Here is a 14,440-nt window from a genome sequence, read left to right on the forward strand (position 1 = left end):
ATATATGAGTTGAGTGTTTACCGGGGAGAAGGTAAACCGATGAAACTATTTCTTAGTCTGGTCGGATATAAATATACTGTTTCCTACGATCTTATAATCGATGGGAATTGAATTCTTTAAAGATTTTAATACAGAATTGATGCTGTCTTTTCTTTTTAATACTCCCGAATATGTATTGTTGATTGTGATATCAGGAGATAAGATGATTTTTACATTGTAGAAGCGTTCCAATGTTTTTGCTATGCTATAGATATCCGCTTTCTCGAAAGGTATCAGATTATTGTGCCACACCGCATCCATTCGGGCGTCCACTTGCTTTACGGTCAGCCGTTTGCTCTCTCTGTTAAGCTCTGCTTTTTGTCCCGGGGCAAGGATGATCATCCCTTCTTCATTATTGCCTTTGACTTCAATCTCTCCTTCTATCAGAGTGGCCTCTGCCGATTTGCAGGCTTTGCTGCTCTTGAAGTTGAAGGTGGTTCCAAGTACCCTTACCTGCATGGCTTCGCTCTGCACGATAAAGGGTTTTGCTTTATTTTTGGTTACTTCGAAATAGGCTTCACCTTCCAGATAAACGTTTCTCTCTTTGTCGGAGAATTCGCGTGGGTATTTGAGGACAGCCGACTGGTTTAACCATACTTTAGTGCCGTCCGGCAATACGATTTCTTCTACATTGCCTTCTGAGGCAACAGCGATCATCTTGTTGTTTATCAGGGCATTTTGTCCTATCCAATAGGTGATGCCGGTACCTGTCAATAAAATGACAGTGATGATGGCTGCGTATTTCATCCAGCGATGGATCGTCAATCTCCTGTTCTGCTTTGCTTCTTCTATGGCCAGACGTTTGTACAAACTCCTTTCCGCCTGGTCCATTCTTTTGGGAGATACTGTATGTTTTTCTTTTCCGAGATGGTATATTTCTTCCATCCGGAATAGCTTTCGGGCATTTTCATCTGATTCTTTTATCCAGAGATTTACCTGGATGAGTTCTTCCTCTGTGCACTTCCCCATGAGGAACTTTGCTATTATTTCTTCGCTGAGATTATTCATTTCTTCTATATATTATATAAATAAACAACTCAATCAATAAAAACACTTACTTATCTCAGAAAAAATAATGTGAGTAAGATAATTAAGTGATCGAGTCTGCTCCGTAAGTATTTCAGTGCCTTGTACATATGTGCTTCTACTGTGCGCAGTGAAACTCCCATTGTATCTGCTATTTCCCGGTTTTTCATATCGTGCAGATAGCTTAATTTGAACACCTCCTTACATTTGTCGGGCAACTCATTTATGGCATCATATATTTCTTTTTTTAATTCACGGTCTTCTATTCGCCGGATTACTTCGTTGTTGTCCGGTTGATAGAATTCCACACGTTTCTGGTTGATTTCTTCTACGATGGCCATGTAGCCGCTTTCGATGTTGCGGTGTTTCAACACGTTGAGCGAACGTGTATACACAGCCCGGTAAAGGAAAGCCTGTATCTGGTCTCCGATTTCCATGGAATCTTTACGTTTCCAAAGCTCCACAAATACGTCCTGTACCACGTCCTCTGCTTCTTCTTCACCTACTAGACGGGTGGCGTAGAAGATCAGATTCGGATAGTACTTTCGAAAGAGAGCTTTGTAGGTGATATTAAAATCTTCCTTCATTCACGGTTTTTTTAGGTTACTTATACCATACCGGGCCGGGGGTGCTGCCCATTTCAAATTCAAGAGTGGCACCTCCCATTATTTGTTCATGGGTGATGTAGCTCTTGTCATAAGGCTTACCGTCGAGTTTTACGGATTGAATGTAAATATTCTCTCTGCTGACGGCCGGAGCGAGTACAGTAAATGCATTACCATTCGATAACTGCATTTTCATTTCAGGAAACAGGGGGGTACCTATCTCATATTTTCCACTGACCGGATCTACCGGATAAAATCCCATTGCGCTGAATACATACCAGGCGGACATCTGACCGCAATCTTCGTTGCCACAAAGTCCGGCGGGAGTATTTAGATAAAGTTCATGCATGACTTTGGCTGCATATTGCTGGGTTTTCCAGGGTTGGTCTACGGTGTTGTACAGGTAGGTTACATGATGGCTGGGCTCATTTCCGTGGGCGTATTGACCGATCATACCGGTGCTGAATATAGGAAGTTCGTCATCCGCAGAAGGGTGATAAGTGAACATGCTGTCCAGCTTCTCCGCGAAACGTTCTTTACCGCCGGTCAGTGCCATGAGCCCGTTGATGTCTTGCTGCACGGACCAGAAATATTGCCAGCCGTTGCTTTCACAGATATGCGGGGTATATTCATCCGGATGGAAATCTTTTATAAAGTTCCCTTTGTCATCTCGTGGCTGCATGAAAGAAGTAGCGGGATTGTATAGGTTTTTATAGTTTTGAGAACGTTTGTGAAATTCTTCGGCGACCTCTTTCCTACCTATCTTTTCAGCCATCTTGGCAATGCAATAATCGTCATATGCATATTCCAGTGTTTTAGACAGCGACCAGTTTTCGGCATTGTAGCTATCTGTGATATTGTAAGGTACATATCCTGATTTTTTATAGATTCCGATGCCGCGATAATCATCTATATTAGCTGTTGCGACACAGGCTTCAAGCGCTTTTTCCGGATCAAAATTGCCTATGCCTTTCAAGTAGGCATCTACGATTACAGGAACGGCATGGTAACCGATCATCATATCGGTTTCACTGCCGTAGAAGTTCCACACCGGAAGGCGGCCGTTTTGTTCATAAAAGGCAAGGAAGGATTTCACCATATCGTTGGCACGTTCCGGTTCGGTATAGGTGAAAAGGGGATGGGCGGCACGGAAAGTATCCCATAGTGAGAAGGTACTGTAGTTTACCCAGCCGTTTGTCTGGTGGATTTGTTTGTCAGGGCCGTAATATGCACCGTCCACATCGCTATAAATGGTCGGTGCAATCATGCTGTGATAGAGTGCGGTATAAAAGTTTACTTTATCATCGTTGTTGCTGCTTTCCACTTTTATTTTGGAAAGTTGCCGGTTCCAGTTGTCGCGAATCGCATTACGATATTTATCAAAGTCATTGTCGGGTACTTCGGCCGATAAATTTCTTTCGGCTCCTTGCATGCTGACTCCGGAAATGGCAGTGCTGACAATAATTTGTTCACCTTTCTTTGTGTTGAAATCAAAGCGGGCTATGGCGGCGGTTCCTATGTGTTTGCCATCTTTGATGATGGCAGTCGTATCTATTTGTACAGAGGTAAAAGGTTTTGAGAAACGGGTCCGGAAATAAATATGCTGGTCACGTGCCCATCCGTCGGAGAATCGGTAACCTTGTATGGTGACAGAATCTACAATCTCGATGCGGGAGTCGTTGGTGAAATCCCAGTTCATCGCCTTTTTTAGATTCAGGAAGATGGCTGCCTGTGCTTCCGGAAAAGTGTAACGCTGAATACCGCAGCGTTCGGTAGCAGTAAGTTCTACATTTATATTATAGTCTTTTAGCAGTACCTGGTAGTAACCGGCTGTTGCCGATTCGTCGTCATGGGAGAAACGGGAGTGGATGCCTAACGGTGCTTCCGCCTCTTTATAAGGCAGGGTTACGGGCATGAAAGAAATATCATACAGGTCGCCGGCACCTGTTCCCGACAGATGGGTATGGCTGAATCCGGCAATGGTACTGTCCGGGTAAAAGTATCCTGATATTCGATCCCAGCCGGGGAGACCATTGTCCGGACTAAGCTGGACCATGCCGAATGGCGCTTGTGCTCCGGGATAGGTATTACCTGTAAAATCGGTTCCTATGAAAGGGTTTACGTACGTTGTGTAGTCTACAGATACTTTTTCGTGAGGAGCGGTGCAGGCAGTGAATAGTAGTAAAAAAAATAAAAGTGCGTAGGTGAATGTCTTCATATGTTCGGGGTTAGAGTTTAGCGATAACATAGTTTCAAGCCACAAATGTAAAAAATATAAGGTAAATAAGTAATATAAAAGCTGAACTTTATGTCAATTTCTCTATGTTTATGTCTGTTTTCGCCGGGTTATAAAGAAAAAAAGGATTGAATCTCCTTTTACGAGAATCAATCCTTTGCTTTTATAAGAAAAAATCTGATTTTAGATACCGGCCAGTTCCAATACTTTTTCTATGGCGGCATTTAACCCGTCCGGATTCTTTCCTCCGGCTGTTGCGAAATGAGGCTGGCCACCGCCACCGCCTTGAATCAGTTTGGCAGCTTCTCTTACCAGATCACCGGCTTTTAATCCACCTGCAACCAGATTGTCACTGATCATAACTGTCAGCATCGGTTTTGCGTGGTCGATGGTTCCTGCAACGAAGAAGAAGTTTTCTGTGATTTCCCCGCGCAGTTGGAAAGCGATATTCTTTATGGTTTCGGCTGGCATTGGAGCGCAGAACTTAACCACTTTAATGCCGTGGATTTCCTGTACATTTTTCAATAGGCGTTCTTTGAGAGCTACCTCTTTCTCTTTCATAAAGTCTTCGAGCTGTTTCTTCAGTCCGGCGTTTTCGTCAATGTACTTACGGATGGCAATGCCTAAATCGGGTGCATTGTTGAAAAGTGCCTTGAGATCGCTCAGAGTATCTTGGATAGTGTCCAACATCTCTTCCACTTTTACCCCTGTAAATGCTTCGATGCGGCGTACACCGGCAGCAACCGAACTTTCAGACATGATTTTTATCATGCCGATGCTTCCGGTGGCAGCTACATGGGTACCTCCGCAGAATTCCACAGATGAGCCAAATTGTATGACGCGTACGTGGTCGCCGTATTTTTCACCGAAGAGGGCAATTGCACCCAGCTCTTTAGCTTCTTCAATAGGAATATTGCGATACTCTTTCAAGGGAATATTGGCGCGGATTTTGGCATTTACCATATGCTCTACTTTACGGATTTCTTCGTCTGTCACTTTCTGGAAGTGGGAGAAGTCGAAGCGCAGGGAATCCGGGGTTACCAGTGATCCTTTTTGTTCTACATGTTCGCCCAGAACCTCACGCAGGGCCTCGTCCAGTAAGTGGGTGGCAGAGTGGTTGGCCGCACAAGCTGCACGTTTGTCTGTATCTACACAAGCCATCATCGGAGCATCCAGATGTTCCGGTAATTTCTTGGTAATGTGAATCGGCAGATTATTTTCTTTCTTGGTATCAATTACGTCGATGGTCTCGAATTCGCTGACCAATACACCGGTATCACCTACCTGGCCGCCGCTTTCGGCATAGAAAGGAGTATGATCGAGTACGATTTGATACAATGTCTGATTTTTTTGTTTTATCTGACGGTAACGCAAAATAGATACTTCGTATTCTGTATAGTCATAACCGACAAATTCACTGGTTCCTTCTTTTAGTATGATCCAGTCTCCTGTTTCTATTGCAGCAGCGTTGCGTGCACGTTGTTTTTGTTGTTGCATTTCTGCGTCAAACTCTCCGATGTTTACGGTCATGTCGTTTTCGCGAAGAATCAATTCCGTAAGGTCAAGCGGGAAACCGAAGGTATCATATAAAGTGAAGGCGTCTTTTCCACTGATTTCTGTCTTTCCGGCAGCTTTGGTATCGGCCATTGTCTTGTCGAGCAGACGAATTCCTGTTTCCAATGTACGGAGAAAAGCTTCTTCTTCTTCTTTAATTACCTTTTCGATTAATCCTTTCTGGGCAATCAATTCCGGATAAGCATCTCCCATATTATCAATCAGTACCGGAAGAAGCTTATACATAAATGCCTGTTTCTGTCCCAGGAAGGTATAACCGTAACGTACGGCACGACGCAGGATGCGACGGATAACGTATCCGGCTTTGGCATTCGATGGCAATTGTCCGTCTGTGATGGAAAAAGCAATCGTGCGAATGTGGTCGGCGATTACGCGCATGGCAATATCCTGCTGTTTGTCTTTACCGTATTCAACTCCCGCCATTTTGGCAATGGCCTTGATCATCGGTTGGAATACATCCGTATCGTAATTGGAGGTTTTTCCTTGTAATGCCATACACAGACGTTCGAAACCCATACCTGTATCGATTACTTTTGCAGGAAGCGATTCGAGACTGCCATCCGCTTTGCGGTTGTATTGCATGAATACGAGATTCCATATTTCGATTACTTGCGGATGATCGTGGTTTACGAGATCGCGACCGGAAACTTTTGCACGTTCTTCTGCCGGACGCAGGTCGATATGGATTTCTGAGCAAGGACCGCAAGGACCGGTATCACCCATTTCCCAGAAGTTATCATGCTTGTTTCCATTGATGATGTGATCTTTCGGCAGGAATTGTTCCCAATAAGAAGCTGCCTCATTGTCGCGCTCCAATCCTTCTTCGGGGCTGCCTTCGAATACGGTGGCATACAAGTGTTCCGGGTTTAGCTTCAGTACGTCTACCAGATATTCCCATGCCCAACTGATAGCCTCTTTCTTGAAGTAATCACCGAAAGACCAGTTGCCCAACATTTCGAACATGGTATGGTGGTACGTGTCATGTCCCACTTCTTCAAGGTCATTATGTTTTCCGCTTACGCGAAGGCATTTCTGTGAATCCGCCACTCTGTGGTATTTCGCCGGGTGATTACCCAAAATAATATCTTTAAACTGATTCATCCCTGCGTTTGTAAACATCAGGGTAGGATCGTCTTTTATCACCATCGGAGCCGATGGAACAATCTGATGTCCTTTCGACTCAAAGAAATTCTTAAACGAATCTCTTGTCTCTTTTGCAGTCAACATACTTTTTATATATCTATTGTTGAGGTTAATATTCTCAAAAAAACAGTGCAAAGATAGCTTGTTTTTATTATTTTTGCCCCATCAACCATCGAAATATTTCCTAAGATGCGTAAAGTTTATTACATCTATAATCCGCGAACACAGACTTATGACCGAATTTATCCTACTGTCCGGCAGAGGGCGTTGAGTATTCTTCGCCGTCTTTTTATCGGTATGGGACTGGGGGCAGGGAGTTTTATTGTATTGTTATTCATCTTCGGCTCTCCGTCCGAGAAAGAACTGAGGACGGAAAATAGCCGTTTGCTGGCACAATACAACGTGCTTTCTCGTCGGTTGGATGATGCTTTGGGGGTGTTGCAGGATGTGCAACAGCGTGATGATAATCTTTATCGTGTTATTTTGCAGGCTGATCCGGTGTCACCTGCCATCCGGAGAGCCGGATATGGTGGAACGAACCGTTATGAAGACCTGATCGATCTGGCAAATTCAAAACTTGTTATCAATACGACTCAGAAGTTGGACTTGCTCACGAAGCAGTTGTATATTCAGTCTAAATCGTTTGATGATGTTGTTGCCATGTGTAAGAATCAGGATGAAATGCTTAGGTGTATTCCGGCCATTCAGCCGATTTCGAATAAGGATTTGAAGAAAACAGCTTCGGGATACGGAACGCGTATCGACCCTATTTACGGAACTACTAAATTTCATGCCGGCATGGACTTTTCTGCCAATCCGGGCACGGATGTGTATGCCACCGGAGATGGAGTGGTTGTAAAAGTAGGATGGGAGACAGGGTACGGGAATACGGTCGAGATAGATCATGGTTTTGGATACCGGACGCGTTATGCACACCTCAAGGAATATCGTACGAAGCTCGGAAAGAAGGTTGTGCGCGGTGAAGTGATTGCCGGAGTGGGTAGTACGGGTAAGAGTACGGGACCACATTTGCATTATGAAGTGCATTTCAAGGGGCAGGTAATGAATCCCGTGAACTATTACTTTATGGATTTGAGTGCGGAAGATTATGATAAGATGGTTCAATTAGCTGCTAACCACGGTAAAGTATTCGATTAAAGATGCCAATCCATACAGAGAAAAATTATAAGCTATATTATTCGATAGCTGAAGTAGCAGAGATGTTTGATGTCAATCAGTCTTTGCTTCGTTTTTGGGAGAAAGAGTTTCCACAGATTGCTCCTAAAACCAATGGGCGTGGTGTGCGGCAATACCGTAAGGAGGATGTGGATACCATTGCTTTGATTTATCATTTGGTAAAAGAAAAAGGGATGACCCTTCCCGGTGCCCGTCAGAAGTTGAAAGATAATAAAGAGGCTACGATCCGTAATTTCGAAATCATTAATCGGTTGAAAGAGATTAGAGAAGAATTGTTATCTATAAAAAAAGAACTGGATGAGCGATAAATGCTGAATCCGGTTCTTTTTATCAATTATACATTGCTTTAATTCTCTACGCGTGTAACGGATTTGACATTTTTTATTTTGCGCAGATTGTTACAGATAGCTTTTACGTCATCTACATCGTGTACATAAAGCTGCACTTTCCCCTCGAAAATGCCATCGTTCGTTTCTATATCCAACTTTCGGATATTGACATTGAGCTGTCGTGAGATAATTTGGGTGATTTCGTTTAAGAGGCCCATGCCGTCTATACCCTTAATATAGATATATACCAGGAAAGAAAGTGCTTTATGGGTATCCCATGCCGTAGCAATGATACGGTTGCCATAGCTGCTCTTTAATTTTGCAGCAACCGGACATTGGCGCTTGTGGATGATAACCTGATCATTCTCATCGATATATCCCAGTACATCGTCACCCGGAATCGGATGACAACATTCGGCCATGATATACTTTTTCTGTAGGGCTTCTTCCGTTAACTTTAAGATCTGCTTCGGATTGATGATCTCCTTTTCCGGAATCTCTTTTTCTTCCGGTTGTTTGTCTTTGTTGCCACCACCAAAAGAGAAAGTGAGATATTTTTTCCAGTTATTACTTTGTTTTTCTTTTAGTTCGTTCTTATCGGCCTCTCCCAAGATAATTGTTTTATTGCCGATAGCTACAAGTAAATCCTCTTCATTCTTCATGTTATGCAATTTGCATAATTTTTCGATGACCACTGCATCCGGACGTACTTCTTCTTTTTTTAGAAATTCGTTGAGAAGCTCTTCACCCTCTTTTTGATTGATTTTTCGCTCTTTACGAAGAATTGCTGCAATTTTGGCTCGTGCGCGGGCTGTAGTAGCGAATACTTCCCATTGAGGTTGTACGCGTTGTGATTTGGAAGTAAGGATTTCTACCTGATCTCCACTTTGTAATTTATGGCTTAATGGTACCAGTTTATGGTTCACTTTAGCCCCGATGCAATGGCTACCGATATCTGTGTGCAATGAGAAAGCAAAATCTAAGGCCGTAGAATTTTGAGGCATAGTCTTAAGCTCTCCTTTGGGGGTGAACACAAATATTTCGGAAGCGAATAAATTTAGCTTAATGGTGTCTAAAAAGTCAATGGCATCCGGTTGTGGATCGTCAAGGATCTCTTTAATCGTTTTTAGCCATTTCTCTAACTCTCCTTCATCTTCACTTCCACCGCCTTCTTTGTATTTCCAATGAGCGGCAAACCCTTGTTCGGCAACGTCGTTCATACGTTCGCTACGAATCTGTACTTCAATCCACTGCCCGTTGTTTCCCATTAAGGTGACGTGCAATGCCTGATAGCCATTTGCTTTCGGGTGGCTTACCCAGTCACGCAGACGGTCGGGGTGGGGTTTGTATATTTTGGAGATGGATACATAGATGTCAAAGCAGTCGTTCAGTTCTTCTTCCGGATTTCGGGGTTCGAATATGATACGTACTGCAAGCAAGTCGTATATTTCTTCAAACGGGACATGCTTGGTTTGCATCTTGTTCCAGATAGAATAGATCGATTTTACACGGGCGATAATACGATATTTTAACCCCATTTTATCCAACTGTTCACGGATCGGGGCTGTGAAATTATTGAATACCTTATCGCGTTCGGCGGCAGTGGCGTCCAGCTTCTTTTCGATTTCTTGATATTCTTCGGGGTGTTCGTATTTGAAACTTAAGTTTTCTAATTCTGTTTTTATCTTATACAATCCCAAACGGTTAGCAAGGGGAGCATAGATATAGAGTGTTTCTCCGGCAATTTTGTACTGTTTATTAGGCAACATTGAACCCAATGTGCGCATGTTGTGCAGACGATCGGCAATCTTTATGAGGATCACGCGGATATCATCCGACATTGTGAGTAGCAACTTTTTGAAATTTTCCGCCTGAGCCGATGCACGGTCGCCAAAGATACCGCCGGATATCTTGGTAAGTCCGTCTACGATTTGTGCGATCTTGGTTCCAAAAATGTTTTCAATGTCTTCTACCGTATAATCGGTATCTTCTACAACATCATGGAGCAGGGCTGCACAAATGGATGTGGAACCTAACCCTATTTCATTACACACAATTTGAGCTACAGCAATAGGGTGCATGATATAAGGCTCACCGGAACGTCGTTTGATACCTTTGTGCGCTTGATTGGCAAAATTGAACGCTTTGGTTATAATTTCAACACGTTTACGATGCTTTGTGGCAAGATAATCATGTAGCAGTTGTTGAAATGCCTGGTCGATCATTTCTTCTTCCGCTATTTCTTTTGGGGGTATATTATTATCCATAAATGTCATCTTTTCATTGCTTTCTGCAAAAATAGGCAATTTTCAACAGTGAGCAAGCAAAGATGTATTTATTTGTATATTTTCAATCGTTTTCCTGCCGTAATCTTGGTATTTCGCAGCCCATTCCAATTTTGAATGTCTTTTACGCGGACTTTGTATTTTTCGGCAATACTTCCCAACGTTTCACCACTGCTGATTTTGTGATAAACCAATTTCCCATTGCCGACAACCGCTTTTCCTCTTGTCGCACTTGGAGGTGTATTGTCTCTGATAGCGATTGTTTTTCTGTTTTTAAATAATTCATCGGCACGGTGTGCGTAGATGGTGTCCTGTTGGTCGATGAATGTACTGATGTAATTTTGTGGCAGACGGAGTGTGTAGGGCTTACTGTCCCCGGGAATCACATTTTTCTTATATTGAGGATTCAGACTTTTGATTTGTTCGAGACTGACTCCACAAATATCAGCTATTTGTTCAAAATGAAGTTTTTTGTTTACTTGTATTGTGTCTGTACTTGCCGGAATATTTGTTTCCATCGGACAGATGTTATGGTCACAATAGTAAGTCATTACATAATTAGCGGCAATAAATGCAGGTACATAACCCCGTGTCTCTTTGGGCAGGAAGTTGTAAATCTCCCAATAATCTGTTTTTCCGTTTGCACGGCGTATGGCTTTATTTATGGTACCCGGACCGCAATTGTAAGCGGCAATAACGAGGTTCCAGTCACCATAAATGGCATATAACTCTTTTAAATAACGTGCAGCCGCCCAAGTGGCTTTGATCGGATCACGACGTTCGTCTACAAGGCTGTTCGACTCCAGTCCGTACATCTTTCCGGTAGCAAGCATGAATTGCCACAGCCCGGAAGCCCCTGCACGGGATACGGCTGAAGGATTCAGTGCAGATTCTATAATGGGCAGGTATCTGAGCTCCAGGGGCAGATTGTAGGCATCGAGTGCTTCTTCGAAAATAGGCATGTAGAAGTTACAGGCACTTAGCATAAAAGAAACTTGATTACGTAAACGTCCGGCATACATGTCGATGAATTTGCGTATGATTTCATTATAGGGCATTTCCATGACAGCCGGGATGCGTGAAAGGCGGTCGATGTAGACGGAGTCACTGAAAAGAGGATTGATTTCAGAAGTACTGCAATCCTTGCCAAGATCAATATAGTTTTTAGCTTTCCAGTCATTAAGCAGGCTGTCGAGCGGGTATGTCATGCTCACCGGAAGGTCGATACTCTCTTGGCGTTCATTTCCGTTTTCTTTGATAATTACATCTACACTTTGTGCTTTAACCTGTGTGTTTACCAACAGGAAAAAGAGAATAAGGGAATAATAGTTTTTTAGTTTCTTCATTCTTAGTTGTTGCATCTTCAATTGTATTTTTAAAATCTAAAGCTACATTGCACGCCCACCGATTTATTTCTTGAGTGGAATTGGTCGTTGATAATAGCTGGTTCGACACGCATACTCAGATCCGGAGTGATGTCAAAGTTTGATAATTCGGCATCTACATAGGCATCTATTACGGAAATCAGATACACTCCGATAAAGGCAAATATACTGAGGTCCCGATAGCGGCGGAACATATCCTTGCGTTTGCGTAACAATTCTTTTTGTTGGTTTTCCGGATAATTGCTAAGACCACGTATATCGAGATGGCTGTTGGTGTTCGGGTCATTGTCCATGATGTCCAGATAGGCCTTGGCATAATCTTTATACATTTTTCCGTTCCAGCTCAATGCGTAGGCACATCCGGCGAATCCACCATAAATAATGGGAAGCTTCCAGTATTTTCGATTATAAATTTGTCCTCCGCCGGGGAAAACAACAGCCAGCCAAGTCGCTTTGGTAGGATTGGGCATCCATACGGTTTGTGGGATACTCGGAGGAACAGTGTCTATCGGTTGGGGTGGTGTAAATGTTGTTTCTATCTGTTCAAGATTCTTTTTGTTGATTTTATCCAGGCTGTCAGCTACTACAGGGGCTGTTACTTGCATAAGGATGCTATCTGTTTTCAGTACTGTGATACTGTCTTGGTTAAGAGACAGGCGGGCAGTTTTAAGAGAATCGGCTGTTTCCTGTCGGTTTGTATCACGATGACGGCGTGCACGGGCTTTAGGAGCTTCGCGGATGCCGATGGAATCCTGTACTGTAGTTTTGATGGGCTCTTGTGCATACACATCAATCCCTGCTACCTGTAAAAAACAGAGAAGCAGGGTGGTTAAGTATGGTTTATATATCTTATATATCCTTGTCATTTACTTCTTTAAAGTGTCGAAGATTTCCATGATACGTTCCAGCTCTTCCTCATTACTGAAAGGAATACTGATCTTACCTTTTCCTTTTTCTGAACAGGTCAGTTGTACCTTGGTATTGAAAAATCCGGAAAGATGCTGTTTGAGCATATTGAATTCTTCCGGTAGCTTAGAGCGTTTCGGTGTAATTTTCCGGGTACCGCTTTTTATACTTTCACCTTCACTGAGTGATTTTACGATTTCTTCCACTTTACGTACGGAATAGCCGTGTTCCAATATTTCTTCGAATATTTTCACCTGTAATTTAGGGTCTCCCAAAGTTATCAATGCGCGGGCATGCCCCATATCGATCTGTTTGTTTTGTAGCGCCATTTGTATGGGAGCGGGTAATTTGAGCAAACGCAGATAGTTGGCAATTGTAGTACGTTTCTTTCCTACACGTTCGCTGAGACGTTCTTGGGTCAGTTCGTATTGTTCTATCAGGTGTTGATAAGCAAGAGCAATTTCTACTGCGTTTAAGTCTTCACGCTGGATGTTCTCGATTAATGCCATCTCCATTACGTTTTCATCATCGGCTGTGCGGATGTAGGCAGGTATTGTTTCCAATCCGGCTTTCAATGATGCACGATATCGGCGTTCTCCCGCTATAATCTGATAGGCGTCATCGTTAAGTTTGCGCAACGTGATCGGTTGGATAATGCCGATTTCGGAGATAGAATCTGCCAATTCCTGCAATGCTGTTTCATCGAACTCACGGCGTGGTTGGTTAGGATTAACGGAGATTTTGGAAAGCTCTATTTCATTGATAGACGAAGACCCTTCGGTTTTCACTTCATCCATTGAAAGCAGAGCGTCCAGTCCGCGACCTAATGCATTTCTTCTTTGTGTTGCCATATATCTTCGTTTATTTACTATTTCTGTTGATAATTTCCTGAGCTAATGCCATATGATTTTTTGCTCCGGTCGATTCGGCATCATAAAGAATAGTCGGTATGCCGTAACTGGGAGCTTCACTTAGCTTCACATTACGTTGAATAACGGTTTTAAACACCAATTCTTGAAAATGGCGTTTTACTTCGTCATATATCTGGTTGGCTTGGCGTAGTCGTGAATCGTACATGGTCAACAGGAAACCTTCGATCTCTAATGACGGATTCAACTTGGATTTGATGATTTTGATGGTATTCAGTAGCTTACTGATTCCTTCAAGAGCAAAATATTCTGCCTGTACGGGGATAATTACCGAGTCGGCTGCTGTTAATGCGTTGATGGTAATAAGACCCAGCGACGGAGAACAGTCTATTAAGATATAATCGTATTCTTTTTTCAATGGAGTCAGTACCTCTTTTAATATTTTCTCCCGATTTTTGAGATTCAGCATTTCTATTTCCGCTCCTACCAGATTGATATGTGAAGAGATGACTTTCAGTGATTCTATCTCAGTGTCATGGATAGCATCTTCTACGTTGGCTCTGTCTATAATACATTCGTAGATAGTACATTCAGACTGTTTGATGTCGACTCCCAGGCCGGAAGAGGCATTAGCCTGTGGGTCTGCATCAACCACCAGTACTTTTTTTTCGAGAGTAGCAAGCGAGGCTGCGAGGTTAATCGTTGTTGTTGTTTTACCTACACCGCCTTTTTGATTGGCCAAAGCAATTATTTTTCCCATATTATCTAATTTTATCGGCAGCGAAATAAGTGATAATAACTCAGAGCGCCTACGAAAAAAGAGAAACTTTGCAAAAACTGTTGAT

The 14,440-nt window shown here is 42.9% G+C and carries 11 protein-coding genes; 2 read left to right on the forward strand and 9 right to left on the reverse strand.

Annotation, left to right across the window (positions count from 1 at the left end; translation table 11 throughout):
* Window positions 1-45: 45 nt before the first annotated feature.
* From QVP90_RS17615 to alaS, 4 genes are all read right to left on the reverse strand, one after another.
* The gene (locus QVP90_RS17615) at window positions 46-1,047 is read right to left on the reverse strand and encodes a FecR family protein (protein WP_021937155.1); all 1,002 of its coding nucleotides are present in this window, start codon (window positions 1,045-1,047) and stop codon (window positions 46-48) included.
* A gap of 50 nt (window positions 1,048-1,097) precedes the next feature.
* Window positions 1,098-1,652 (reverse strand): RNA polymerase sigma-70 factor, encoded by a 555-nt coding sequence (locus QVP90_RS17620; RefSeq protein WP_005925836.1) that lies wholly within the window; start codon window positions 1,650-1,652, stop codon window positions 1,098-1,100.
* Window positions 1,653-1,668: 16 nt separating this feature from the next.
* Window positions 1,669-3,888, reverse strand: a complete 2,220-nt coding sequence (locus tag QVP90_RS17625) for a GH92 family glycosyl hydrolase (RefSeq protein ID WP_021937156.1) — start codon at window positions 3,886-3,888, stop codon at window positions 1,669-1,671.
* Window positions 3,889-4,089: 201 nt separating this feature from the next.
* A complete protein-coding gene (gene alaS / locus QVP90_RS17630; RefSeq protein ID WP_021937157.1) occupies window positions 4,090-6,708 on the reverse strand; it encodes an alanine--tRNA ligase in 2,619 nt (872 codons plus the stop codon).
* Window positions 6,709-6,813: 105 nt separating this feature from the next.
* On the opposite strand from alaS, the gene QVP90_RS17635 reads away from it, so the two are divergent.
* A complete protein-coding gene (locus tag QVP90_RS17635) occupies window positions 6,814-7,782 on the forward strand; it encodes a M23 family metallopeptidase (RefSeq protein WP_005925827.1) in 969 nt (322 codons plus the stop codon).
* 2 nt (window positions 7,783-7,784) lie between these two features.
* Window positions 7,785-8,129 carry a MerR family transcriptional regulator gene (locus tag QVP90_RS17640; protein ID WP_005925825.1) on the forward strand — a complete coding sequence of 115 codons (345 nt, stop codon included), beginning with the start codon at window positions 7,785-7,787 and terminating at the stop codon, window positions 8,127-8,129.
* Between the two features lie 38 nt (window positions 8,130-8,167).
* On the opposite strand, the gene QVP90_RS17645 is transcribed toward QVP90_RS17640, so the two are convergent.
* From QVP90_RS17645 to QVP90_RS17665, 5 genes are all read right to left on the reverse strand, one after another.
* Entirely contained in the window at window positions 8,168-10,417 is a 2,250-nt protein-coding gene (locus QVP90_RS17645; RefSeq protein ID WP_021937158.1) for a RelA/SpoT family protein, read from the reverse strand.
* Window positions 10,418-10,485: 68 nt separating this feature from the next.
* A complete protein-coding gene (locus tag QVP90_RS17650; RefSeq protein WP_264380767.1) occupies window positions 10,486-11,781 on the reverse strand; it encodes a lytic transglycosylase domain-containing protein in 1,296 nt (431 codons plus the stop codon).
* 29 nt (window positions 11,782-11,810) lie between these two features.
* Entirely contained in the window at window positions 11,811-12,686 is an 876-nt protein-coding gene (locus QVP90_RS17655; RefSeq protein ID WP_007478734.1) for a DUF5683 domain-containing protein, read from the reverse strand.
* The gene (locus QVP90_RS17660; RefSeq protein WP_005925806.1) at window positions 12,687-13,577 is read right to left on the reverse strand and encodes a ParB/RepB/Spo0J family partition protein; all 891 of its coding nucleotides are present in this window, start codon (window positions 13,575-13,577) and stop codon (window positions 12,687-12,689) included. It lies immediately after the preceding gene.
* Between the two features lie 10 nt (window positions 13,578-13,587).
* A complete protein-coding gene (locus tag QVP90_RS17665; protein WP_005925803.1) occupies window positions 13,588-14,355 on the reverse strand; it encodes a ParA family protein in 768 nt (255 codons plus the stop codon).
* Window positions 14,356-14,440: the final 85 nt, after the last annotated feature.

The sequence above is a fragment of the Bacteroides sp. CAG:189 genome (genome assembly GCF_000432295.1).
Classification (GTDB): domain Bacteria; phylum Bacteroidota; class Bacteroidia; order Bacteroidales; family Bacteroidaceae; genus Bacteroides; species Bacteroides salyersiae.

What these genes read in the sequence shown, in the direction of transcription:
- QVP90_RS17615 (WP_021937155.1), bottom strand. Translation starts at nt 1,047, where the DNA reads ATGAATAATCTCAGCGAAGAAATAATAGCAAAGTTCCTCATGGGGAAG.
- QVP90_RS17620 (WP_005925836.1), bottom strand. Translation starts at nt 1,652, where the DNA reads ATGAAGGAAGATTTTAATATCACCTACAAAGCTCTCTTTCGAAAGTAC.
- QVP90_RS17625 (WP_021937156.1), bottom strand. Translation starts at nt 3,888, where the DNA reads ATGAAGACATTCACCTACGCACTTTTATTTTTTTTACTACTATTCACT.
- alaS (WP_021937157.1), bottom strand. Translation starts at nt 6,708, where the DNA reads ATGTTGACTGCAAAAGAGACAAGAGATTCGTTTAAGAATTTCTTTGAG.
- QVP90_RS17635 (WP_005925827.1), top strand. Translation starts at nt 6,814, where the DNA reads ATGCGTAAAGTTTATTACATCTATAATCCGCGAACACAGACTTATGAC.
- QVP90_RS17640 (WP_005925825.1), top strand. Translation starts at nt 7,785, where the DNA reads ATGCCAATCCATACAGAGAAAAATTATAAGCTATATTATTCGATAGCT.
- QVP90_RS17645 (WP_021937158.1), bottom strand. Translation starts at nt 10,417, where the DNA reads ATGGATAATAATATACCCCCAAAAGAAATAGCGGAAGAAGAAATGATC.
- QVP90_RS17650 (WP_264380767.1), bottom strand. Translation starts at nt 11,781, where the DNA reads ATGAAGAAACTAAAAAACTATTATTCCCTTATTCTCTTTTTCCTGTTG.
- QVP90_RS17655 (WP_007478734.1), bottom strand. Translation starts at nt 12,686, where the DNA reads ATGACAAGGATATATAAGATATATAAACCATACTTAACCACCCTGCTT.
- QVP90_RS17660 (WP_005925806.1), bottom strand. Translation starts at nt 13,577, where the DNA reads ATGGCAACACAAAGAAGAAATGCATTAGGTCGCGGACTGGACGCTCTG.
- QVP90_RS17665 (WP_005925803.1), bottom strand. Translation starts at nt 14,355, where the DNA reads ATGGGAAAAATAATTGCTTTGGCCAATCAAAAAGGCGGTGTAGGTAAA.